We start from the raw sequence: 23,165 nt of genomic DNA, 5'->3' as shown, positions 1-23,165 counted from the left end.
TTAATTATTTATATTAATTATGAATATGAGCCCATAGATTGGCTTATTGAATGTCATTAATGATAGTTATGGCTAGGTTCATTCGGTTGTTATTTATGTTAAATAAAAAAAGAGAGCTAATTAAGCTCTCTTTTTTTTATTTTTGTGCATCAGATTTTGATGAAAAAGGACTTCTAAATTGCAGTTCATCACATTCTTTGCATTTATATTTTTTAGTGTTTCGTTGTGTTATATGCTTTTCAACAAAACTTCGTCGAGACGGTAGCAGCGGTAATATCGCTCTGCAGTTTTTACACTTAGCCATGGAGTCAACCTATTTATAATATTGTCAATACTGTTTTTTCTAATTATTCAAGCAGTATCACATATTATGAAGTTTACTTCAGGGGTTATTTTATAATTTCAATAACTTTATTCTCATTTTCGAGTCATGTCTCACAAAATAAATTAAATGTTTATTTTATGTTAATTTTTTGGTTTCTTTTTTTATACAAAAGCGCATCGCCCGTAAACAGAATTAATGCACTCCAGATAAAAGCAAAAGTAATGGCTTTATCTGTACTAAATTCTTCACCATATAAACCAACCGCCAGCAGGAACATTAAACTAGGACCAATATATTGGAAGAACCCTAACGTCGAGAGCTTTAATCGTGTGGCTGCTCCAGTAAAGCATAATAATGGAATGGTCGTGATGATACCTGCCGCAATAAGAAGGAGATTGAGGTTCATTGCGTTATTCGTAAAACTAGACGTTGCAGAATCAGCAATGAATAATAAATAAATAGCGGCCATTGGTAGCATTACTAAGGTTTCAATAAACAGTCCGGATTGAGCATCCATAGCGACTTTTTTTCGTAATAAACCATAAAACCCAAAACTACACGCAAGTGCTAAAGCGACGATAGGAATAGAACCGAAAGTAATTAATTGAACAATGACGCCAATAGCAGCACAAGCAACGGCAACCCATTGTAATTTACGTAAACGCTCACCCAAAAATATCATGCCTAATACAACATTCAATAAGGGATTAATATAGTAACCCAAACTGGCATCGAGCATATGGTTGTTATTTACAGCCCAGATAAAGATTAACCAATTTGTTCCGACCAATAATCCCGTCGTGACTAAATAGGTCATTTTTCGTTTGTCTTTTAATGTGTTTAATACTGTTTTCCAACCTTTAGATACACAGAGTAGACCCGCTAAAAAGAAGAAAGACCAAATTGCACGATGACTTAATATCTCTAATGGAGAAACACTATTAATGGTTTTAAAATAAATAGGCGCAATGCCCCACATGGTATAAGCAGCAATCGCGAGCAAAATCCCTTGTCGGGTGCGCTGTTGTTCAAGTTCAGTTGTCGGCATAGAATTCTTCAGTGAAATGAGAAGGAGAATAGACGAACGTACATGGATACGTTAGTGCGAAATTATAGATTTGAGTATAAGGATGGATGTCGAATGTGCCTAGTTTTTTCCTATTGTTCTTTTCCTCACCAATAACGATAGGTAGAATGGCTCTCCCGCATTATTAATGAGTTTTTTATGTCCAGCATTACAGTAGAGCAGCCAATGGAACAGGTATCACAGAGCCAAACTGTTTTAAGAGATGTTTTTGGTTATCAGGAATTTCGTGTTGGACAAGAAGAAGTCATTAATGCCGTTCTTGAAGGTAAAGACAGCTTAGTTATTATGCCGACGGGGGGCGGTAAATCACTGTGTTATCAAATTCCGGCTTTAGTGTTTGAAGGATTAACTTTAGTTATCTCGCCATTGATTTCTTTAATGAAAGACCAAGTGGATCAATTAAAGGCAGATGGAGTGCAAGCAGAGTGTTTAAATTCTACGATTGATCGTGACGCTCAAGTCTCTATTTGGAACCGAGTTAATTTGGGTCAAATTAAGATGCTGTATGTGTCACCTGAGCGTGTGATGATGCGAGATTTTATGGATCGATTAGCATCCCTAAATCTATGTATGATCGCCGTCGATGAAGCGCATTGTATTTCTCAATGGGGCCATGATTTCCGCCCTGAATATGCATCTCTTGGTCAAATCAAACAACGTTTTCCTAATGTTCCGATTATGGCGCTAACGGCAACGGCTGATGAAGCAACACGTAAAGACATATTAAGTCGTCTTTCTTTACCAAATCCTCATGAATATTTGGGCAGCTTTGATCGCCCTAATATTCGCTATACCGTGTTAGAAAAACACAAACCAGTCAGTCAAATTGTTCGATATCTTGCAACGCAGAAAAACCAATGTGGTGTGATTTATTGTGGTAGCCGTAAGAAAGTCGAAATGCTGACAGAAAAGCTCTGCAATAACCACATTCGAGCGGCGTCTTATCATGCGGGTTTGGGTCTTGATGAGCGAAATTATGTGCAAGAAGCATTTCAGCGAGACGATATTCAAATAGTGGTTGCAACGGTTGCTTTTGGCATGGGGATTAATAAATCCAACGTGCGTTTTGTTGCTCATTTTGATATCCCAAAGAACATTGAATCGTATTATCAAGAAACCGGTCGAGCAGGGCGTGATGGTTTACCTGCAGAAGCGGTGATGCTTTATGATCCTGCGGATATTGTTTGGTTAAGAAAATTAGTGGAAGAAAAGCCAGAAGGCCCACAAAAATTAGTTGAAAGCCATAAGCTGAATGCGATGACGGCTTTTGCTGAAGCGCAGACGTGTCGTCGCCAAGTCCTATTAAATTATTTTGGCGAATACAGTCCAAAACCTTGTGGTAACTGTGATGTTTGTTTAGATCCCCCAAAACAATTTGATGGCACTGAAGCCGCCCAAAAAGCACTCTCTTGTGTTTATCGCGTAAACCAAAGCTTTGGTGTTGGTTACGTGGTGGAAGTTCTGCGTGGATTAAAGATTGCTCGTATTCGTGAGCATGGTCATGACAAGTTATCTACTTATGGTATTGGTAAAGACAATAGCCACGAGTATTGGGTTAGCATTATTCGTCAATTGATCCATAAAGGATTATTAACGCAAAATATTACCCGAAACTCGACATTACAGTTAACCGAAGAGGCTCGTCCGATCTTAAAAGGTCAAGAACCCCTAGAATTAGCGGTTCCACGTTTAGATACTGCGGCTAAAACAGCGAAATCTGAAAAATTGAATAATCGTCAATACGATAAGCAATTGTTTGCCAAATTACGTAAGTTACGTAAATCCATTGCTGATCGTGATGATCTCCCTCCTTATGTCGTTTTTAGTGATGCAACGTTAATGGATATGGCTGACATTACTCCGACGTCTTATGGTGAGATGCTTGCTGTTAATGGTGTAGGGCAGAAGAAACTAGAAAAATACGCCGATCCTTTTTTAGATTTGATCGAGATGCACATTACAGGACAAGGATAAGTCGTGAGTTTATTTTCTGTTATTGAGTTTGATAATAATGAAGGTCGTATTATTTTCGGTATCCCGCCGTTTGATTTTGATTCGTTTGACGTTATTGGTCAGCAACTCGTGTCTGCTATGGATGCAAGTATTGTAGAGAAACAAATGGATGCAGATTTACATTCTTGGTTGATTGATTTTGAAGGTTGCCAATTTATGCTGCGTGCAGAGCATTATTCTAATTCAGTATGGTTAGAAGCGTTAGCTCGTAAGGAGCATCAAGACGAATTGTCTTTTATTGCGGGATTGTTTTAAGCAACTCTTGTGATCAAAAGCGGTTAATGTATAATCACCGCCCTGAAAATTGGCTAGAGTAGATACTCTTAATTGAGTGCTAATCAGCTGTGTGTTTAATTTGGGTTCCCTCGCCCCCAATGACAAAAAGGTACTTATATGAGTACATTTACGCCCGCGCAACAGCGCAACGCTTTATCTTTCCTTGTTTTATTCCATCTTGTAATAATTGCATCAAGTAACTATTTGGTTCAAATCCCATTCACTTTGTTTGGGTTTCATACCACATGGGGTGCATTTACCTTCCCGTTCATTTTCTTAGCGACAGACTTAACGGTTCGAATTTTTGGTGCCAAAATGGCAAGAAGTATTATCTTCTTTGTTATGTTGCCAGCACTGGCGGTATCGTATGTCTTATCCGTCGTGTTCTTTGAAGGTCAGTATCAAGGTCTTTTACATCTGAGTGAATTTAATTTATTTGTTGCTCGAATTGCGGTCGCCAGTTTTATGGCTTATTTACTGGGTCAAATCTTAGATGTGTATGTGTTTAATCGTCTTCGACAGTTAAAGCAGTGGTGGATTGCACCAACGTGTTCAACGTTGTTTGGTAATGCATTAGATACGTTGGCATTTTTTGCTATTGCCTTTTACCAAAGTCCAGATGCTTTCATGGCTGAACATTGGACTGAAATCGCTTTGGTTGATTATAGTATTAAGCTTGTGATCAGTTTAGGGCTATTTGTTCCTATGTATGGTGTGCTGTTGAATTACCTAATTCGCAAACTCACTTCGGAAGGACATCAGCTTGCTACTCAAGCATCATAAAAGATGAGATAGCAATAAATAAGGAAGAGGTCAGTATTATACTGGCCTTTTTTATAATTATATCTTATTGATAATTAATGAATAGTAAAACTAGTTGAGATTAGGTCTCATTTAAGTGTTGCATTTCAAATGAGAATGGTTATTATTAACTTGTCTTCAGGGAATAGAGCACAAGGATTTATCTGAGTCATTATTTCAAGAAGGCACGACATTGCTCACATTGCTTCCAGTGTAAATCAGCTACATGAGCAGTGGTGAACGTTTCTAAGTTAACGGGTACCATTGTTCTTTTTTGCTGAGCGGCGCTTCTTTTAGAAGTCGCCGCTTTTTTTTGTCTTTTTTTTGAAAAGGTATCTGCAAAAGAGCTAAAAATAGGCTTTAAAATATCCTGATATTTGAGAAGGATATTAGGATATTAATATTATTGTCCACAAAGCATGATCAAGAAAGGATCCATCTGTGGATCATTTATACAGATCTAACTGTTTGATTGTGTAGTTTTAATTTTTAAAATATAGCGTTGATAAAACCATTACTAATTTAGTGAAAAATAATTACAAACAGACTTATCCACAGAATCGTGAACTTATTTTCGTGTTTATTTTTATTTGAGAAAGAAAAAGAAAAGAACGAAGTTGAGTGTTTTGATGTGGCTTGGTGATGGGGTAGAATGAAAGTCATTGATCATCATAAACTCTGGATAATACAGACTATGGCAAGAATTCCTGATAACCCATTCATTTTAGTGGATGGTTCCTCATATCTTTTCCGCGCTTACCATGCTGCTCCGAACTTCACTAATGGCAATGGTGAGCCAACAGGTGCAGTGTACGGTGTTATCAATATGCTGCGTAGTCTTCTAAAGCAATTCGAAACGAATCGTATTGCGGTTATTTTTGATGCGAAAGGCAAAACTTTTCGTAATGACATGTACCCAGAGTATAAAGCGAATCGTCCACCGATGCCGGATGAATTACGTTGCCAAATCGAACCATTGCATAAATTGATTAAAGCGATGGGTTTACCGTTGATTTCTATTTCAGGTGTTGAAGCCGATGACGTGATTGGTACGCTTGCATCACAAGCGTCAAAGGCTGGTATCCCAGTACTGATTAGTACCGGAGATAAAGACATGGCGCAGTTGGTTGATGAGAACGTCATATTGATCAATACCATGACGAATGTGATCATGGGCCCTGAAGGTGTGGTTGAAAAATTTGGTGTTCCTCCAGAGCTTATTATTGATTACCTTGCCTTGATGGGAGATGCCTCAGATAACATTCCTGGTGTTCCTGGCATTGGTGATAAAACAGCAAGAGCCTTATTACAAGGTGTTGGTGGTTTAGATACGCTTTACGCTAATCTTGATGATATTGCGCCTCTTGGTTTCCGTGGTTCAAAAGGCATGGCTAAGAAGTTGGAAGAAAATAAAGAAGGGGCTTATCTTTCTTACAAACTTGCAACGATTAAATTAGATGTTGAGTTAGAACAACAACCAGAAGAACTTGTGAAACAAGAACCGAATGTTGATGAATTAATCCAAATGTTTGGTCAAATGAACTTCAAGCGTTGGTTAACTGAAATGCTGGATGGCAGTGACGGTAAGATCGTTTCACATGAAACATCGGCACACCGAGCAACTAGCTCGTCATCAGATGACGGTGATAGTGCAGAAGAAGAAACGATTGTTGCTGCTCAGGTCGATCGTTCAAAATATGAAACCATCTTCACGAAAGAGGCGTTTTCTGCGTGGTTAGAGAAATTAAATAGTGCAGAAGTAACCGCGTTTGATACTGAAACAGACAGCTTAGATTACATGGTTGCGAACCTGATAGGTCTTTCTTTCTCTGTAGAAGAGGGAGAAGCCGCTTATGTGCCCCTTGCTCATGATTACCTTGATGCACCTGAGCAATTAGATCGTGATTGGGTTCTGGCGCAATTAACGCCGTATTTAGAAGACGAGACTAAAGCAAAAGTAGGTCAAAACCTGAAATACGATGCGAGCGTGCTTGCTCGTTATGATATCGAAATGAAAGGCATTAAGTTTGATACCATGTTGGAATCTTATGTTTATAACAGCGTGGCTGGTAAACATAACATGGACAGCCTTGCACTGCGTTATCTGCAGCATAATACGATTTCATTTGAAGAGATTGCAGGTAAAGGTAAGAAACAACTGACCTTTAACCAAATTGCGTTAGAAGAAGCAGCACCTTATGCGGCTGAAGATGCGGATATCACGCTGCGCTTACATAATGTTTTACATGCGAAACTGATGGCTGATGAAAAACTGAATTCAGTGTTTACTGATATCGAACTGCCTTTAATTTCAGTGCTTTCTCGCATGGAAAGAAAAGGCGTATATATCGATGATATGCTGCTTTCTGCGCAGTCATTGGAAATCGGCCAGCGTTTAGATGAGCTAGAAACAGCGTCATTTGAAGTGGCAGGACAAGAGTTCAATATGAACTCACCAAAACAACTGCAAACCATTCTGTTTGAAAAAATGGAATTACCAGTGATCAAGAAAACACCATCAGGTGCTGCTTCTACGAATGAAGAAGTACTGCAAGAATTGGCGTTAGAGTATGAATTACCTAAATTGATTTTAGAATATCGTGGTTTAGCGAAACTAAAATCAACCTACACCGACAAGCTTCCTAAGATGATTAATCCATCAACTGGTCGTGTGCATACGTCTTATCATCAAGCAGTAACGGCGACTGGGCGTTTATCCTCGACCGATCCTAACTTACAAAACATTCCAATTCGTAATAAAGAAGGCCGTCGTATTCGTCAAGCATTTGTGGCACCTCACGGATGGAAAATCTTAGCGGTCGATTACTCTCAAATTGAACTTCGTATTATGGCGCATTTATCTCAAGATAAAGCCTTATTAGAGGCATTCTCTGCGGGTAAAGATATTCACGCAGCGACGGCAGCTGAAGTAAAAGGCGTATCAATTGAAGAGGTGACGTCAGAAGATCGTCGTCGTGCTAAAGCCATCAACTTCGGTTTGATTTATGGAATGAGTGCGTTTGGCCTTGCTAAGCAAATCGGGATTTCTCGTGGTGAAGCGCAAGATTACATGAATGTGTATTTCGAACGTTACCCAGGCGTGATGCAATACATGGAAGAAACACGCTTATTGGCGACAGAACAGGGGTATGTTGAAACTCTGTATGGCCGCCGTTTGTACTTACCAGAAATTAATGCACGTAATGCGATTCGTCGTAAAGCGGCAGAACGTGCAGCAATTAATGCTCCAATGCAGGGCACTGCTGCGGATATCATTAAGAAAGCAATGATTCTAGTGGACAACTGGATTGAAGCAGAAGGTATTGGTCGAGTTAATTTGTTAATGCAAGTACACGATGAATTGGTATTTGAAGTAAAAGAAGACGAATTAGAAGCGATCACAAAACAAGTGACGGCATTAATGGAAGAAGCGGTATCGCTCGATGTTCCATTGATTGCTGAAAGTGGTTTTGGAGATAACTGGGATGAAGCCCATTAAGTTCTTTTTATGACTGAATATTTAATCGCCTTTGTTAGTGATTAAATTGTAATTCAGTTACAAATGAATTTAAAACTATGAGCCAGCGCACGCGTTGGCTTTTTTTTATCTCAAATAAAGTGAGCTATGCCAATTGTTAGATGTGTTTTTAATACGAAAACTGAAAAAAAATTACAAAAAAAGGTTTTCAAAACTGTTCGTTTGTTGTACATTTATCTGCGTAGGGTACAGAGGTAAAGATGTTCTATCTTTCAGACCTTTTGTTTCACGTTATTGGATTTGGCTAAATTCAGCCGCCTCAGTCAACCTTTTTGACTGGGGCGTTTTTTCTTTCTAGCCCCTCAAAAATAGTCATATCCGCTTTTCCTTTCGTTTTTCTCTCTGTAACTTTCCAACACAATGTAATTTTTATTACATGTGACTCTATTGATAATTCACCAAAATTATTAACTTAATGCATTGTATTTCATCAGCTTAATTAACTTTTTGTCGGTTTTTTATCGTTTTAGATGAAAAAGATGAAGGCATGACATACAAGGTGAGGACATGAAAAAGTAAGGATTTGTGTCTGAGAAGGGATTGCTGCATGATGCGTGGCAGAAAAAGAATAATAACACCTCTTATCTCTCCCATTTCCCCACCTTAGCCGGTGGGGTTTTTATTTTTACCATTCCAGAATGCGATCAACGTGAATATTTATCAGGAATGGTATGTTGTTTTTTATTATTCAGCGTCAATATTTTCAATGAACTCTTCATCGAATTCAAAAGCAGGTGCAAACCAGGTATCTAATTTTGCGCGTAATAAATCAACACCAATACCTTTCAATGAAGAGAAAGCATCAACCGCCACTTCACCGCCAAATTCTAATGAAGCTTCACGAATTTTTAACACTTGAGTTTGGCGAGCGCCACTTTTCAACTTGTCAGCTTTCGTCAGTAGTACTTGAACTGGAATCGCTTGATCGACAGCCCAATAGATTAATTGTTGGTCAAGGTCTTTCATTGGATGACGGATATCCATCAATACCACTAAGCCTTTTAAGCATTCGCGTTTTTGTAGGTATTCACCTAATGATTTCTGCCATTTCTTTTTCAGTTCAATTGGAACCTGCGCAAAACCGTATCCAGGTAAATCGACAATATGACAGTTCTCATCCACTTTGAATAAGTTAATCAGCTGTGTACGACCAGGCGTTTTTGAGGTTTTCGCTAAGCTTCTTTGGTTTGTTAAGCGATTTAATGCGCTTGATTTACCCGCATTTGAACGGCCAGCGAAGGCAACTTCAATACCTTCATCTTCAGGTAGATGGCGAATATCTGGTGCACTGGTAATAAAGTGTGTCTTTTGATAGTGAATGATTTTGCTCACTGTTAACTCCGTCTCGAGTGAAACCAAGCTGTAGATAATGATCCAAGTAGGATTATTGTAGTCAGCTGATTACTTTTTTGTGAAAATGTGTAAAATAACCGCATTAAGGTTGTCACTGTTAACTTTTTGGTGACAAACTTAGAACAAAAACGGTAAAGGTCGCTCATTATATCATGCTGTAGCCAATTTAGAGCGGTACTGGAAGCTTAATATTCAACACAATGCGAAGAAACCTTGTTAAAAAGGGTAACTCATTGTGAGGGAACGATAATAATAAATGGAATGTCATGAAAAAATTAGCGCTGATATTAACTCTCCTAGCTAGTTGCTCAACATGGGCTCAAGGAGACATCGAAGCTGGGAAGCAAAAATCTGTAACTTGTACGGCTTGTCATGGTCAAGAGGGCAACAGTACTCTGACTCAATACCCGAACTTAGCTGGTCAACACGCAGGTTATCTTGAAAAGCAGATAAATGAATTTAAATTAGGGATGCAAACTCAAGGAAAACAAGGCCGTATCGACCCTGTTATGGGAGCAATGGCGATGGCGGTTAGTGAAGAAGACGCAAAAGACATTGCAGCGTATTACGCCTCTTTACCAATGGCTGATAACACAACGCCTGAAGACTCTATTCCTGCCGGTAAAGCATTATACTTAGCGGGTGATATGGAACGTGGTATTACGGCTTGTGTTGCTTGTCATGGACCGCGTGGTAACGGAACCTCACTATCAGGTTTTCCTAAGATATCAGGACAACATTCTGACTACGTGAAAGCGCAGTTAGAGAAGTTTCGCTCTGCTGATCGTGCAAACGATATGAATGGTATGATGCGTGATATCGCCAAAAAGCTTACTGACGACGACATTGCGACACTTTCGCAATATGTTGGTGGCTTGCATTAATTTCTAATGCAGCAGTAACGAATTTAAAGAAGCAGCTCTTGTAGCTGCTTTTTTTATGAAAAATACATGAAAAACGATTATCTTTGCACCAGTATCGGGTATACTTCCCGCCCTAGAATTTTCAGGGAGTAGAGTGAGTTTATGATGCAATTCTGCCCTTTGTGTCAGCATTCGCAGGCTGATAACTTCCACCAAGATAAGCATCGACGTTATTATCGTTGTCAGCAATGTTATCTTATTTATGTGGATGAGGCAGATCGTTTCGACGCTGAAGCTGAAAAAGCTCACTACGATTGTCATGAAAATAATCTTGACGATGAAGGGTATAAAACCTTCTTATCACGATTTTCTGAGCCCTTGTTGCAACGTGTTGGTAAGACACCTCAACAAGGTCTAGACTTTGGATGTGGCCCTGGACCATTGCTTGCTCATATGATGAGAGAAGCGGGTCACCATATCGAACTCTATGATATTTATTACACACCAGATAAGTCCGTGTTAGATAAGCAGTACGACTTCGTCAGTTGTACGGAAGCTATTGAGCATTTTTATCATCCTCAAAACGAATTGGAATTGTTATTGAGCTTGATAAAACCTGGTGGTTGGTTAGGTATCATGACGAAACTAGCCAGGGACGAAAGCGCGTTTGCCACTTGGCATTACAAGAGTGATTTAACCCATGTCAGCTTTTTCAGCAAAGACACATTTGAGTTTGTAGCAAAGCGCTATCAACTTGATATGGAGTTTGTTGGAGAGGATGTCATTTTACTGAGGAAAACCCAGTAATGAGCCGTACTAAAAAAGCCCGTACTCCGGGAATGGCGAGTGAGCCAGTAGTTGTAACACGTAACCGTACCGATCGTGACGTAGACAGTCGTGAAATTAAGCGTAAAAAGAAACGTAAAGGCCTAAAACCTGGTGCTCGTAACGTTGAAAGCGATTCAGAGAAAGCACGTCGTTTTTCTCAGAATAAAGATCCTCGTATTGGCAGTAAAAAACCAATTCAACTTGTTGTTGAAGAGAAGAAGAAATCAAGCAAGCAAGAGCGTCGTCTAACTAATGAGCAAGAATTGGCTCAATTAGAAAATGATGCGCAATTGATGGTTCTTCTTGATCGTATCGATAATGGTGAAAACCTAGGTATGGGTCTGCAAAAATACGTAGATGAAAAATTAGCACGTATTGAGCACTTAATGGGTCGTTTAGGCTTATTAGAAGACGAAGAGACAGAAGAAGAAATTGCTGAATTCCCTGAGTTCGCGGCGCCTAAAACAAAAAGCGACGATGACCTATTAGCTGAATTTGATAATTTCAACATGGATGATTTTAAATAATTATGACTACAGTAACCCTGTTAGCACTGCTTGGTGGTGCAATTATTCTTGCGTTAGCGGGCTACGCTAGCAGCTTACTGATGAAGTTGAAAAAGCAGAAGGAACTGCAAGAACGACACAGAAAATTGGCGATACAGAAACGTAACGCCAATATTTTTGATAACGTGGTTTTATTATGCCAAGCCAGTCTTCAAGAGCAATGTGACTACTCTGAAATGTCGATTCGTTTGTACTGTATTATGGATTATCTACAAGATGATGATCGTATTGATGTAGAAAAAGAATACCCAGCATTATCTGAGTTGTACCATGTTGTGAAAGACATGCCTCGCGGTGATAAAAGACAAGCGCTCGCTAAGCAAGATCGAATGAAAGACAATTTGATTCGAACTAAAGCAGAAGCCCGCTTACAAGATGCAGTGAAAATCGAGATTCAACAACTGCACGATCGAATAAAACCATTGAATCAAAAAATCGATATTAAAATGATCTGATCGACACTTCTTTTGATTGTTGCCTTGAAGTTATCGGCTTTAGAAGTGAGATGCTTTATTATGCAAGCATCAAGAAGCGTCTATTTAGATATCAAGAGATGGAAGTAAGTCATGTCAAATCAACAAATAGTATGGGACCAAGCGATCATAGAGAAGTATAACTACTCTGGTCCTCGCTACACCTCTTACCCAACCGCTTTAGAGTTTCATGAAGCGTATACTCCTGCTGAATTCGACATGGCGTGTACTCAGTATCCTGAGCGACCACTGTCTCTGTATATCCATATCCCATTTTGTCACAAGCTGTGTTATTTCTGTGGCTGTAATAAAGTCATTACTCGTCATCATCATAAAGCGGACATCTACTTAGACTCATTAGAGTTAGAGATCCGTCAACGAGCGGCGTTATTTACCGATCGTAAAGTAACCCAGTTGCATTTTGGTGGCGGCACACCAACGTTTTTAACGAAAATCCAATTTACTCGCTTAATGAATTTATTACGTGGTGAATTTCATTTTGAAGCGGGTGCTGAGATCAGTATCGAAGTTGATCCACGTGAAATTGAATTGGATATGTTGGATCACTTACGTGATGAAGGGTTCAACCGTTTAAGTATTGGTGTTCAAGACTTTAATAAAGAAGTTCAATTATTGGTTAACCGTGATCAAGATGAAGACTTTATTATCTCTATGGTGCAGCGAGCGAAAGAATTAGGTTTCCGTTCAACTAACCTTGATTTGATTTATGGTTTACCAAAACAGTCCGCAGAATCATTAGCTATCACGATTAAGCGCGTACTTGAAATGGAACCGGGTCGTTTGTCTGTTTTTAACTACGCACACATGCCAACTTTATTTGCTGCGCAGCGTAAAATTAAAGACGCCGATTTACCTGCACCCGCGGAAAAATTGGTGATGCTGCAAGACACCATTGAAACGTTAACTGGTGCCGGTTACCAGTTTATCGGAATGGATCACTTTGCACTGCCTGACGATGAGTTAGCGGTCGCGCAACGTGATGGCATTCTTCACCGTAATTTCCAAGGTTACACCACTCAAGGTGAGTGTGATTTATTGGGTATGGGCGTATCAGCTATCTCTATGATTGGCGACAGTTACGCACAGAATAAGAAAGATTTAAAAGAATATTACGCACAGGTGGATGATAAGCGTCATGCATTGTGGCGTGGTGTTGCACTTGATCAGGATGATTTAATTCGTCGTGAAGTGATTAAACAGCTTATCTGTAATTTCACGCTAGACACTAAAGCGATTGAAGCCGAGTTTAATTTAAATTTTGCTACGTACTTTGCAGAAGACTTTAAATTGCTGCAAACGTTTGTCGATGATGAGCTTGTGTCTCTGCATGAAGGCCGTATTGATGTTGAATTACGTGGTCGTTTATTGATCCGTAATATCTGTATGTGTTTTGATAAATACCTTCGTGACCGTGCGCGTCAACAGCAGTTTTCTAGAGTTATCTAAGAATAGAGTTGTGTGATTCGTTTTGAAAATTTGAAGCCGTAGGTGTTGATGCACCTGCGGTTTTTTTGTTTTTTATTAGCAACCCCCTCTAACTCCCCCTTGTATTGGCTTAGTAAACTTCAATGATTCAGCGATAAAGGGGGAGAACCTTCTTTGTGCTGTAATTACAACGATCACAATACAGTTCCTCCCCTTGAGTTACGGACTATTGAGAGTAGTAATGTAGATATAAGGGGAGGCTAGGAGGGGGTACTCATTCATAACTAGCGTATCGCAGCGTCTTTACGGCTTCACATTCCTACTGATCGGATTCTGTAACGAAATCAGCGTTTCCGTTGATTGAACTTCCTCAATCGCTTGTAGCTTATCAATTAATACATGCTGTAGTTCTTGAATGCTTTTACACATCAGTTTCACAAAAATATTGTAAGCACCGGTGGTGTAATAAGCTTCCACGACTTCTTCTAATGCATCGAGTTTCGCGATGGCAGAGTGGTAGTCACGGGCCGCGTATAAATTAATGCCGATAAAGCAGCAGACATCGTAGCCCAGCGTTTTAGGGTTAACGATAACCTCAGTGCCTTCAATGATTTTTGCGGCTTTCATTTTTTCAATACGAACATGGATAGTTGCAGGGCTAACATTAAAACGTTTAGCAAGTTCTGCATAAGGGGTTCGAGCATCATTCATCAAGGCTTGCAGAATATCTCGGTCAAGATCATCGATTTTACTGGTGTTGTTCATGAGACAGCCTTAAGCAGGGTTATTTATATATCAATATTCTTACTAAGCTACCTTAAGGGAGGGCTTTCAGCGAGTACTTTATCTAGTCGTTCTGAAGAATATCTATTACCATAGCCCCCTTACTGTTCTTATTATTAAGTGTGTTGGAGTACCCCGTGCAAATAGCGTTATTGTGTGAAGACCTAAATCGTCAATCTGAACTCGAGGCCATTGCCACTCGTTGGGGATTAACGCACGATGAAGATAATGTCTTTGCGTTGGTACTGACAACACAACAGCTTGAATTACGTAAACGAGATGAACCGAAGCTAGGGGCAATTTTTGTTGATTTGGTCTCTGGTGCCGTAGCGCATCGCCGTAAGTTTGGTGGTGGTAAAGGCCAGTCTATAGCGAAAGCGGTTGGATTGAATAAAGGCGCAACCCCATTGGTTCTGGATGGAACTGCAGGGCTAGGGCGAGATGCGTTTGTTTTGGCTTCTTTAGGATGCAAAGTGCAAATGGTAGAGCGTCATCCAGTGGTGGCTGCCTTGCTTGATGATGGCTTATCGCGAGCGAAACACGATGCCGATATTGGTGGCTGGGTATCGCAACGAATGTCTCTGTTGCATGCATCAAGTCATGATGCGTTAGAGCAATTAATGGCACAAGATGATTTTGTACAGCCCGATGTTGTGTACCTTGATCCTATGTACCCACACCCTGAAAATAAAAAGAAAAGTGCGCTCGTTAAGAAAGAAATGCGAGTGTTCCAATCGTTGGTTGGTGCAGATAATGATGCCGATGCATTGTTAGCACCGGCATTATTGATGGCCACGAAACGTGTTGTTGTGAAGCGTCCTGATTATGCTGAATGGCTAGATAATCAAAAGCCTTCGATGGCGATTGAAACGAAGAAGAATCGTTTCGATGTGTATGTTAACGCCGGAATGAAGTCTTAATCTTTAAATGGCACAACAAGAACGTCAATTGGACAGGTGTTGATCACTTGTCTGGTTGATGATAATAATTTACTCCAGAAATCTTGGTGATGACCACAAACCACAAGGTTTACATCTAAGTTTTCAATTGCTTCGCACAACTCACTGCTTAGATCCCCACTACTGACCAATGTTTTATGAATTGGATAATCTGCAAAGGTGACTAAATGCTTCATGGCTTCGTGCGATGCTTCCATTGCTTGGTGTTGTGTTTCAGCCAGATTAATATCAATTAATCCGGTATATAATTCTGCATAGCTAACATCAATGTGAATAAAAGAGACTTTCGCATCAAGAGCCTTGGCTAAACCAACCGCTTTAGTGACCAGTGACTTACTCTCTTCTGTTAAATCGACAGCGACAAGAATATGTTTATAGCTCATAATTTATCTCCTAGGTAATCCAAAGGTTAAATCCCTTTTGAATTCGATATTTAAGATGGATTATCTATAGATTAGCACCAGTCTTTCTCTTTTTTTGTCGTTTAGGTCTCGTTCTGTCTCATGTCTTCTGATTAATTAAAATACAGATTACCTATGGTATAGTAGACTCAGTTTCGAATGAAAATGAGTCATAAAGGAATTCAACTATGTTAGCGAAAACCATGATCGATCATCTTAATGCGCAAATTAACCTAGAATTTTTCTCATCTAACCTATACTTACAAATGAGTGCTTGGTGTGAAGACAAAGGATTTGATGGCGCAGCGTCGTTTTTTCGTGCTCACGCATCGGAAGAAATGGAACATATGCAACGCTTATTCACTTACGTGAGTGAAACTGGTTCAATGCCTATCTTAGGTGCGATTGAAGCACCACAATCTGAATTTTCAGGGTTGGGCGATGTGTTCCGTACGACATTAGAACATGAGAAAATGATCACGCAAGAGATCAATAAATTAGCTCATGTTGCTTTTACTTCTCAAGATTACTCAACGTTTAATTTCCTTCAGTGGTACGTGGCAGAGCAGCATGAAGAAGAGAAATTATTCAAAGGCATTTTAGATAAAATTGACCTAGTAGGTGAAGACGGTAAAGCGTTATTCTTTATCGATAAAGATTTAGCTGTATTAGCAAAATCTGGTTCGTCATCTATTATGGATAGCACTGCTGGGTAAGAAAAAGCACCCCTCAATGTAGTATGTATTTATGACGATTTGTATAAATACAGGTAGATGACCGGTCGTCACTTATCCAGCTCTTATGACAAGTATGTCTGGAGGTTATTATGGTAAGTGGCGATCTTATTTTATTGGCGTTGTTTTCGGTTACAAGTCTGAATGTGATCCGTTATTTCAGTACACTCAAAACTCTTCTCTTTATTATGCGTGAAGCGCATCCTCTGTTGTACCAACAAGTTGATGGCCGTGGTTTTTTTACTACTCATGGCAATATCGGCAAACAAAGCAAATTATTTCATTATTTATGGCAAGAAGAGTATTTAAATCATCACGATACACTTTTTGTATTTAAGTGTGAGAAAGCGCGTTATCTCTTCATGTTATCGAGTGCTTTGCTTTTCGTTACCGTCGCGGTGTTTTTCTTGGTAATTAGTTTGGGCATCTAGAGCTGAAAATAGTAAACTCCCTCCCAATTGAATTTGGGTGAGAATGTCATGAAAAAAGTAGACGTAGTGGTTATCGGTGCAGGCGCTGCAGGATTAATGTGTGCAGCTGAAGCCGGCAAACGAGGCCGCAGTGTTTTAGTTGTCGATCACGCTAAAAAACCGGGACGTAAAATTTTAATCTCTGGTGGTGGTCGTTGTAATTTTACGAATTACGATGTGTCAGCAACTCACTTTGTTTGTAACAACGCTCACTTTGTGAAATCGGCATTGTCTCAATACACTAACTGGGATTTCATCTCTTTAGTGTCTAAATACGGCATTGAATTTGAAGAGCGCGATCATGGCCAATTATTCTGTGTCGATTCGGCAAAAGAAATTGTCGATATGCTGCTAAAAGAATGTGAATTGGCTAATGTGAATTATCGCTACCGCTGCGAGATTCAAGATGTTAAAAAGAGTGAATCCGGTTTTTCTCTGACGCTTGATACTGATCGTATCGAATGCGAATCTTTGGTGATCGCGACGGGTGGATTATCAATGCCGAAATTAGGTGCAACCCCGTTTGGTTATCAATTGGCTGAGCAGTTTGGTTTATCAATGGTTCCAACGACGGCGGGTCTTGTTCCGTTCACGTTGCATAAAGAAGATAAAGAAGCGTTTTCTGAACTGTCAGGCATTGCGATTCCAGTGGTTGTAGAATCAGAAAGTGGTGATAGCTTTAAAGAAAATCTCTTGTTTACCCACCGTGGTTTATCTGGCCCCTCAATCCTACAAATTTCTTCATATTGGAACGCAGGTCAAAAAGTAATGATAGATTTGTTACCAAATGACGATTTGTCCGAAGAATTAGATACTATGCGTATCGATCATCCCAATCAAAGCGTTAAAAATTCATTAGCTAAATTATTGCCTAAAAGAGTGGTTGAAACCTTATTAAAGAATACTATTTTTAATGATCGTTCTCTTAAGCAAATCAATAACAAAGAACAAGAACAGCTGTGTTCGTTGTTCCATAAATGGCAAATTCTTCCTAATGGCACTGAAGGGTATCGTACCGCAGAAGTCACGCTAGGAGGGGTTGATAGTAATGAATTGTCGTCTAAAACCATGGAATCGAAAAAAGTACCTGGTCTGTATTTTGTCGGGGAAGTGATGGATGTAAGTGGTTGGCTTGGCGGCTATAACTTTCAGTGGGCATGGTCGAGCGGTTATGTTGCAGGGATAAACGTATAGGGTTACCTAATAATCATTAAGTCATTATTGGTTTATTCTAAAAATAGGGGCGCATATGTGCCTCTGTTTTATATGTGACGAGCTAAATATATTAAAATAATAAGGGCTTAATTAACGATGCAAACTCTCTCGTTTAGTGTTCAGAGACTTACACAACTCCATGAGGAGTGTGATTCACTATCTATAGAGCTTGGAACCGCGTGTTTAATTCAAATATTTTCTTCTCAACAACCAGAGATTGTTGATGATTATTATGCTTCTTTACAGCATTTTTTCCCTAACTCGGAAGTGATTGGCCTTAGCGTTATTCATTCCAGTATTGATGCGTCAATTTTTACTGATTCAACCGTAATTAGTATTTCTATTCTCGATTCTTCTCAACTTACTTCTGCTTCCGTGTTTCATTCTCAAGATGAAACTCGCGTTGGTCATCACCTATTAAGACGACTCTCTATTGGACAAACAACAAAAGCGATTATTGCCTTTGGTTGTTATGGTTCAGCGAGTAACTATAAACTTTTCGATGCCTTCTCAGAACACCAAAATCAAATCCCTGTGTCTGGAGGCGTTGCCGCAGATACCGGAAAAGGAACATGGGTATTTTTAAATGGTCGATTTTATTACGATCAAATTGTTGCGGTAGCGATGCATGGAGAACAACTGCAAGCGTGGTCAGAAGCGTTTGTGGAATGGAACCCAATTGGTAAGCGTTTTCGAATTACTTCTTCAGAAGGTAATATTGTAAAAACAATAGATCACCTTCTTGCGTATGATTTTTACTGTAAATATCTTGCTGATAACAAATCGACGGCATTAAGCCAGATCCAAGCATTTCCTTTAATGTTGGAAGAGGACACCGTGCGCCACATCAACGCGGTGGAGGCGATTACAGAAGAAGGGTACCTTCAGTTTGCTTCACCGATCCCAATGGGGGATGAAGTTCGATTATGTTATTACCATCCTTCATTGACTCAAGAGCAAGTGAATCAAGGCGCAATGAGACTGGCAAAGAAACAACCTGAATCTATTTTTATTTATAATTGTGAATCTCGAATTGAAAGCAGTTCGGAATCGACAGAGCTGCAAACTTTCTCAGATATTGGTTCGTGCCAAGGTATTTATGGAATGGGCGAATTTTTCCGTTCTCATAAGCAACTCATCTTGCATCATAGTTTAACCTACTTAGCTCTGAGAGAGTCCGTCTCAGAAACGGTTGATTCTGGATTTGCTCCCTCACCAAGAGAGCATAACTTAACACCTTTGTTTTCATTAATAAAAAATTCGATTCAAGATGTTGATCAAATGACCTCTGAGATGGAAAAGAAAATCCATGACCAATCGATGCGCCTTATCCAAACGTATCGTACTGACCGACGAACTGGTCTCCTTAATCGGATCGTTTTGAAAGAGCGTCTTGAACATATTGCAGAAACCGATCACTTAGTGTCTTTTAAGCTCACCAATTTAAGCCAAGTGAATGAAAAATATGGTTATCAAGTCGGGGATAAATTACTTCAAGACATCAGTAAATACTTAGAAGATCAACTTTCTAGTGCGATTGGGGCGGCAGTCGAGCTTTACAGTATCGGTATTGCTGAATGGGGAGTGGTTTTTCACAGTAATAAGAACAGTGAAGTTTTACGTAAATACATTACGGACTTTATTGAAGGCATTGAGCACGTAAGTTTTGAACCTTATGGCCTTAATGATGTGGATTATCTCAGTGTGACTATTTCTGGTGGTTTAATTAGCCGTCGTGATTTCCCTCAGATTGCAGTCGAAGAACTTATTTTAAAAACCGTAGAAGCCCGTCGCGTAGCGATGCGTCGAAATCGTCACTTATGTAACGCACGTGATTTATTGAAAGAAGAGCGATTACGCCAAAGCCAGTTGGATTGGTTAACGTGTGTGAATCGCGCCATTTCTAAAAAAAGTGTGTTGGTCTATGGTCAGCCAATCTTTAAAGCAAATAGCCACGAGCAAGCCTCTACAGAGTGTTTAATGCGTATTCGTGAAGGTGACCAAGTATTTTCTCCTGGGCAATTTTTGCCAGCGGTAGAGGGCACTCACCTTTATACTCGATTAAGCCGAGAAATGATTTCTTGTACGTTTGATATTATGCAATCGAATCATATGGATTTTTCCATTAATCTTTCGCCTCAAGATTTGATGAGTGACAGAACTCTTGATTTATTAGAGTCCTCTATTATTCGTTTAGATAATCCATTTAGAGTAGGTTTTGAGGTGTTAGAGACGGAGCAAATTCAAGATTACGGTCGTATGATTGAAGTTTGTAATCACTTTAGACGATTAGGGGCACGGATCATCATTGATGACTTTGGGTCTGGTTATTCGAATATTGATGAGGTCATGAAACTAGAGCCTCAAGTGATTAAACTGGATGGCTCTTTGATTAAAAATGTTCATCAAGATAAGCGTCAACGCCTGATCTCTCAGCAAATGGTGCAATTGTGCCATGCGCTTGATGCGAAAGTGGTGGCTGAGTTTGTTCACAATCAAGAAGTCTGCTCGATTGTGGAGCAAATGGGCGTTGATTATTTACAAGGCTACTTTTTGGGTGAGCCTAAAGCATTGAAATAAGGGATGTCGAGGGTCATTCGACGTAAAGGTGACCACTGCGTTCTGCTTGAAAAACGGTTAAAAATCGCTCGTAATACAGATTAAGAGCCTGTGCATTTTCAGGCTCTTTTACCATCTTTAATATTTCCATTCCCGCCTCACAAGTGCACAGATTGCCTTCGCTTTGATTTCGACGTAAATGATAGCTTGAGGTATCGACACTCTCTAAATACAAACAAGGAAGCTCTTGTAACCAAGGGCTTTTGTTGACCATTTTTTTCGCTTCTTGCCAGGTCGCATCAAGTAAAATAAACAACTGCTTTTTAGATGACGTCTTTGCATTGGCATATTCTGTACTGAGTGTGTTTTCTGTACTTGGAAAAAGTAACCATGTCTCAGTATCATCTCGCGCTATTTTTTCTAGTAGCGCGGTTGGCAGCTCTTTACGTTGCCATAAATAAGCCCGAGCGTTCGGTAAGCTGTTTGTTATCAACTTACCGGTGTTGGTTAATTTTTTTTGTTCGTTCTCATGGTACAGCAGCGCAAATTCAATGTGCGAGGTTAAACTTGGCTGGTGAGAGCAAATACAGTTATAGGTAAATCCACAAATTGAACAAGACATTATTTATCCAACGGTTGTACTGGTGAGAATAAGGTTAGCCCTGATTGGATGGGAAAGACTACGCCATTCACCGTTTCTTTCTCTGCGTTGATGGTATTGCCTTTACGGGTAAAGGTTCGTTCTGCAATCATGTATTGTCGTTGGTGACGGCTCATTAATACGTGAACTTGGTTTTCATTAATGGCTTGCCACACGCCAGTTTCAATTAATTGAGGTTCGCCATTTTGATAATCATACGTAGTGACGGCGGAATGATCAGGACGTAAAGTTAGACCAATGGTTAAACCTGAGTTACCTGCCGTACTGGTTCCTTTGTATGTGTTTACCCAGTTTAGCGTGGTATCTTTTGGTGAGATTGAAGCACAACCTTGATAGTTTTTATCATTTATCGTGACGTCTGATGCCCAACCATAAACAGTATCAACCATGGTGTCTTTGCAGATAGCACTGTCCATCACAAGAGAAATGTCATCGGATTGATAGGTGCGTTGCTCGATGGATAATTCTTGATCCGTAATGGCTTGCTGTTGGGCCTTTTTACCCATTTCCGATACGCTAAATATCCCTTTATTTACTTGAACATTCCAAAAAGGTTCATTACCCGATGCGGTTGTTGGTTGAGCGGGTTGTTGGCAGCGTGCGCCTTCACCGGCAACTAATTTGTTGATATGAGAAACGACAAAACGTGCAGGGTAATCATTCGCAAATCCGCCCTTTGGTGGTGCTTCAAAATGACCGATTAATTCACCATACATTGATTGGTAAGGTGTTGATTGAATGTCGGTTCCTGCTTTCCATTGCTCTGAAGTGAGGTTTATCCAATATTGTTGATCACTGCCACAAGGTTGAATACTTTGTGATTCGTGGCCAATGACTACAGTACCACGCAGTATAAAAGTATGAGCCCCTGATGCGGATTGACTGTTATCAAAATCATCTGTGGATGTGTCTATTGCTGATTGCTGGCTACACCCTGATAAAAACAGAAGAGCGGTGAAAGTCAGTAGTGAAAGCTTCATAATAAACTCCAGAAATCGATGATAAGTTGAATAAAAACCAGTATGCCATAGGACACCTAAAATAGATTGGAATTCACCTTTATCAGAGCTATTGATAATAAATTAGCGTAAAATAATAGGGTTATTTTAATAAGTAAAGAGAGCTAAGAAAAATATGAGTTGGAATCTTTCGCCTTCAGACGTATTTAGCGCATCACCCGTTGTTCCTGTTATGGTTATTGAACAACTAGAAGATGCTGTACCAATGGCTCAAGCTTTAGCGGCGGGCGGTATTAATGTATTTGAAGTTACATTGAGAACGGCGGTTGCTCTTGAGGCGATTACGGCGATTCGAAAAGCAATGCCACAAGCCCTTGTTGGTGCAGGTACAGTGATCAGCACTCAACAATATGATCAAGCGGTAGAGGCTGGCGCTAAGTTTATTATCTCTCCTGGATTTACTCCCAGTTTATTAGCTCATGCAAAATCGGCAGATGTTCCTTTGATCCCAGGTGTTGCTACGCCGTCAGAAGTCATTCGTGCCATTGAGTTAGGTTATACGCACCTTAAATTCTTTCCAGCAAGTGCGTTTGGTGGACCATCTGTATTGAAAGCGATGGCGGCTCCATTACCTCAAGTGCAGTTTTGTCCTACTGGTGGGATTAATCCACAGAATGTAAATGACTACACTGCGTTAGAGTGTGTGGCGACGGTCGGTGGCTCTTGGATGCTACCAAAAGACGTCATTGCCGCTAAAGACTGGTCAAAAATAACCACGCTTGCAAAAGAAGCGATTGAGCTAATTAAATAAGCACAATATTCGATTTTCTTTTCACATAAAGGCAATGACTTACT

The 23,165-nt window shown here is 39.8% G+C and carries 22 protein-coding genes; 16 read left to right on the top strand and 6 right to left on the bottom strand.

Annotated features, from left to right (window positions below):
• Positions 1–455 precede the first annotated feature (455 nt).
• Positions 456–1,373: an EamA family transporter RarD gene (gene rarD, locus A6E04_RS16365; RefSeq protein ID WP_065611907.1), complete on the bottom strand. Its 918-nt coding sequence runs from the start codon at positions 1,371–1,373 to the stop codon at positions 456–458.
• A 177-nt stretch (positions 1,374–1,550) separates the two neighbouring features.
• Between rarD and recQ the strand changes: the two genes are divergently transcribed.
• The 5 genes from recQ to spfP all read left to right on the top strand — a co-directional run bounded on the left by recQ (position 1,551) and on the right by spfP (position 8,288).
• On the top strand, positions 1,551–3,386 hold the full coding sequence (recQ, locus tag A6E04_RS16360) for an ATP-dependent DNA helicase RecQ (protein ID WP_065611906.1): 1,836 nt from the start codon (positions 1,551–1,553) through the stop codon (positions 3,384–3,386).
• A gap of 3 nt (positions 3,387–3,389) precedes the next feature.
• The gene (locus A6E04_RS16355) at positions 3,390–3,680 is read left to right on the top strand and encodes a DUF3630 family protein (RefSeq protein ID WP_017020381.1); all 291 of its coding nucleotides are present in this window, start codon (positions 3,390–3,392) and stop codon (positions 3,678–3,680) included.
• A 138-nt stretch (positions 3,681–3,818) separates the two neighbouring features.
• Positions 3,819–4,484 (top strand): 7-cyano-7-deazaguanine/7-aminomethyl-7-deazaguanine transporter, encoded by a 666-nt coding sequence (locus A6E04_RS16350; RefSeq protein WP_017020380.1) that lies wholly within the window; start codon positions 3,819–3,821, stop codon positions 4,482–4,484.
• 712 nt (positions 4,485–5,196) lie between these two features.
• On the top strand, positions 5,197–8,001 hold the full coding sequence (gene polA / locus A6E04_RS16345; RefSeq protein ID WP_065611905.1) for a DNA polymerase I: 2,805 nt from the start codon (positions 5,197–5,199) through the stop codon (positions 7,999–8,001).
• A gap of 239 nt (positions 8,002–8,240) precedes the next feature.
• Positions 8,241–8,288, top strand: a complete 48-nt coding sequence (gene spfP, locus A6E04_RS21655) for a small protein SpfP (protein ID WP_438616993.1) — start codon at positions 8,241–8,243, stop codon at positions 8,286–8,288.
• 436 nt (positions 8,289–8,724) lie between these two features.
• On the opposite strand, the gene yihA is transcribed toward spfP, so the two are convergent.
• Positions 8,725–9,372: a ribosome biogenesis GTP-binding protein YihA/YsxC gene (gene yihA, locus A6E04_RS16340; protein WP_017020378.1), complete on the bottom strand. Its 648-nt coding sequence runs from the start codon at positions 9,370–9,372 to the stop codon at positions 8,725–8,727.
• A gap of 287 nt (positions 9,373–9,659) precedes the next feature.
• Here yihA and A6E04_RS16335 point away from each other — a divergent pair, with 287 nt between their 5' ends.
• The 5 genes from A6E04_RS16335 (at position 9,660) to hemN (ending at position 13,590) form a co-directional block, all read left to right on the top strand.
• A complete protein-coding gene (locus tag A6E04_RS16335; RefSeq protein WP_017020377.1) occupies positions 9,660–10,277 on the top strand; it encodes a c-type cytochrome in 618 nt (205 codons plus the stop codon).
• Positions 10,278–10,421: 144 nt separating this feature from the next.
• Complete coding sequence (locus A6E04_RS16330) at positions 10,422–11,063, top strand: class I SAM-dependent methyltransferase (protein ID WP_139078852.1); 642 nt, start codon at positions 10,422–10,424, stop codon at positions 11,061–11,063.
• Positions 11,063–11,611 carry a Der GTPase-activating protein YihI gene (gene yihI, locus A6E04_RS16325; RefSeq protein ID WP_012549103.1) on the top strand — a complete coding sequence of 183 codons (549 nt, stop codon included), beginning with the start codon at positions 11,063–11,065 and terminating at the stop codon, positions 11,609–11,611. The genes A6E04_RS16330 and yihI overlap by 1 nt, the downstream gene beginning before the upstream one ends.
• Before the next feature lie 2 nt (positions 11,612–11,613).
• Positions 11,614–12,105 (top strand): DUF2489 domain-containing protein, encoded by a 492-nt coding sequence (locus A6E04_RS16320; protein ID WP_012549104.1) that lies wholly within the window; start codon positions 11,614–11,616, stop codon positions 12,103–12,105.
• A gap of 111 nt (positions 12,106–12,216) precedes the next feature.
• Positions 12,217–13,590 carry an oxygen-independent coproporphyrinogen III oxidase gene (gene hemN / locus A6E04_RS16315; RefSeq protein WP_065611903.1) on the top strand — a complete coding sequence of 458 codons (1,374 nt, stop codon included), beginning with the start codon at positions 12,217–12,219 and terminating at the stop codon, positions 13,588–13,590.
• A gap of 282 nt (positions 13,591–13,872) precedes the next feature.
• Here hemN and asnC read toward each other — a convergent pair whose 3' ends face one another.
• The gene (gene asnC / locus A6E04_RS16310) at positions 13,873–14,334 is read right to left on the bottom strand and encodes a transcriptional regulator AsnC (protein ID WP_012551355.1); all 462 of its coding nucleotides are present in this window, start codon (positions 14,332–14,334) and stop codon (positions 13,873–13,875) included.
• Between the two features lie 155 nt (positions 14,335–14,489).
• Between asnC and A6E04_RS16305 the strand changes: the two genes are divergently transcribed.
• Entirely contained in the window at positions 14,490–15,272 is a 783-nt protein-coding gene (locus A6E04_RS16305; RefSeq protein ID WP_012551356.1) for a class I SAM-dependent methyltransferase, read from the top strand.
• Here A6E04_RS16305 and A6E04_RS16300 read toward each other — a convergent pair.
• Positions 15,269–15,694 (bottom strand): universal stress protein, encoded by a 426-nt coding sequence (locus tag A6E04_RS16300; RefSeq protein ID WP_012551357.1) that lies wholly within the window; start codon positions 15,692–15,694, stop codon positions 15,269–15,271. The two genes, A6E04_RS16305 and A6E04_RS16300, sit on opposite strands and share 4 nt — an antisense overlap.
• A 206-nt stretch (positions 15,695–15,900) precedes the next feature.
• On the opposite strand from A6E04_RS16300, the gene ftnA reads away from it, so the two are divergent.
• The 4 genes from ftnA to A6E04_RS16280 all read left to right on the top strand — a co-directional run bounded on the left by ftnA (position 15,901) and on the right by A6E04_RS16280 (position 20,711).
• Positions 15,901–16,428 carry a non-heme ferritin gene (ftnA, locus tag A6E04_RS16295; RefSeq protein ID WP_012551358.1) on the top strand — a complete coding sequence of 176 codons (528 nt, stop codon included), beginning with the start codon at positions 15,901–15,903 and terminating at the stop codon, positions 16,426–16,428.
• Positions 16,429–16,538: 110 nt separating this feature from the next.
• Positions 16,539–16,877, top strand: a complete 339-nt coding sequence (uspB, locus tag A6E04_RS16290) for a universal stress protein UspB (RefSeq protein ID WP_012551359.1) — start codon at positions 16,539–16,541, stop codon at positions 16,875–16,877.
• A 48-nt stretch (positions 16,878–16,925) separates the two neighbouring features.
• Positions 16,926–18,110, top strand: a complete 1,185-nt coding sequence (locus tag A6E04_RS16285) for a BaiN/RdsA family NAD(P)/FAD-dependent oxidoreductase (protein ID WP_026025483.1) — start codon at positions 16,926–16,928, stop codon at positions 18,108–18,110.
• 117 nt (positions 18,111–18,227) lie between these two features.
• Entirely contained in the window at positions 18,228–20,711 is a 2,484-nt protein-coding gene (locus A6E04_RS16280) for a bifunctional diguanylate cyclase/phosphodiesterase (RefSeq protein WP_017022175.1), read from the top strand.
• 13 nt (positions 20,712–20,724) lie between these two features.
• On the opposite strand, the gene A6E04_RS16275 is transcribed toward A6E04_RS16280, so the two are convergent.
• Together A6E04_RS16275 and A6E04_RS16270 are read right to left on the bottom strand one after the other, a co-directional pair.
• The gene (locus A6E04_RS16275; RefSeq protein WP_065611902.1) at positions 20,725–21,312 is read right to left on the bottom strand and encodes a tRNA-uridine aminocarboxypropyltransferase; all 588 of its coding nucleotides are present in this window, start codon (positions 21,310–21,312) and stop codon (positions 20,725–20,727) included.
• Positions 21,312–22,331: a COG3650 family protein gene (locus tag A6E04_RS16270; RefSeq protein ID WP_065611901.1), complete on the bottom strand. Its 1,020-nt coding sequence runs from the start codon at positions 22,329–22,331 to the stop codon at positions 21,312–21,314. The genes A6E04_RS16275 and A6E04_RS16270 overlap by 1 nt, the downstream gene beginning before the upstream one ends.
• A 154-nt stretch (positions 22,332–22,485) precedes the next feature.
• On the opposite strand from A6E04_RS16270, the gene A6E04_RS16265 reads away from it, so the two are divergent.
• Positions 22,486–23,121 carry a bifunctional 4-hydroxy-2-oxoglutarate aldolase/2-dehydro-3-deoxy-phosphogluconate aldolase gene (locus A6E04_RS16265; protein WP_012551363.1) on the top strand — a complete coding sequence of 212 codons (636 nt, stop codon included), beginning with the start codon at positions 22,486–22,488 and terminating at the stop codon, positions 23,119–23,121.
• Positions 23,122–23,165: the final 44 nt, after the last annotated feature.

Origin of the sequence: Aliivibrio logei, assembly GCF_001691055.1 — a bacterium.
Taxonomy (GTDB): Bacteria; Pseudomonadota; Gammaproteobacteria; order Enterobacterales; family Vibrionaceae; genus Aliivibrio; species Aliivibrio salmonicida.
The sequence above is the reverse complement of the archived record's forward strand: the minus strand, read 5'-3'. Positions and strand labels throughout refer to the sequence as shown.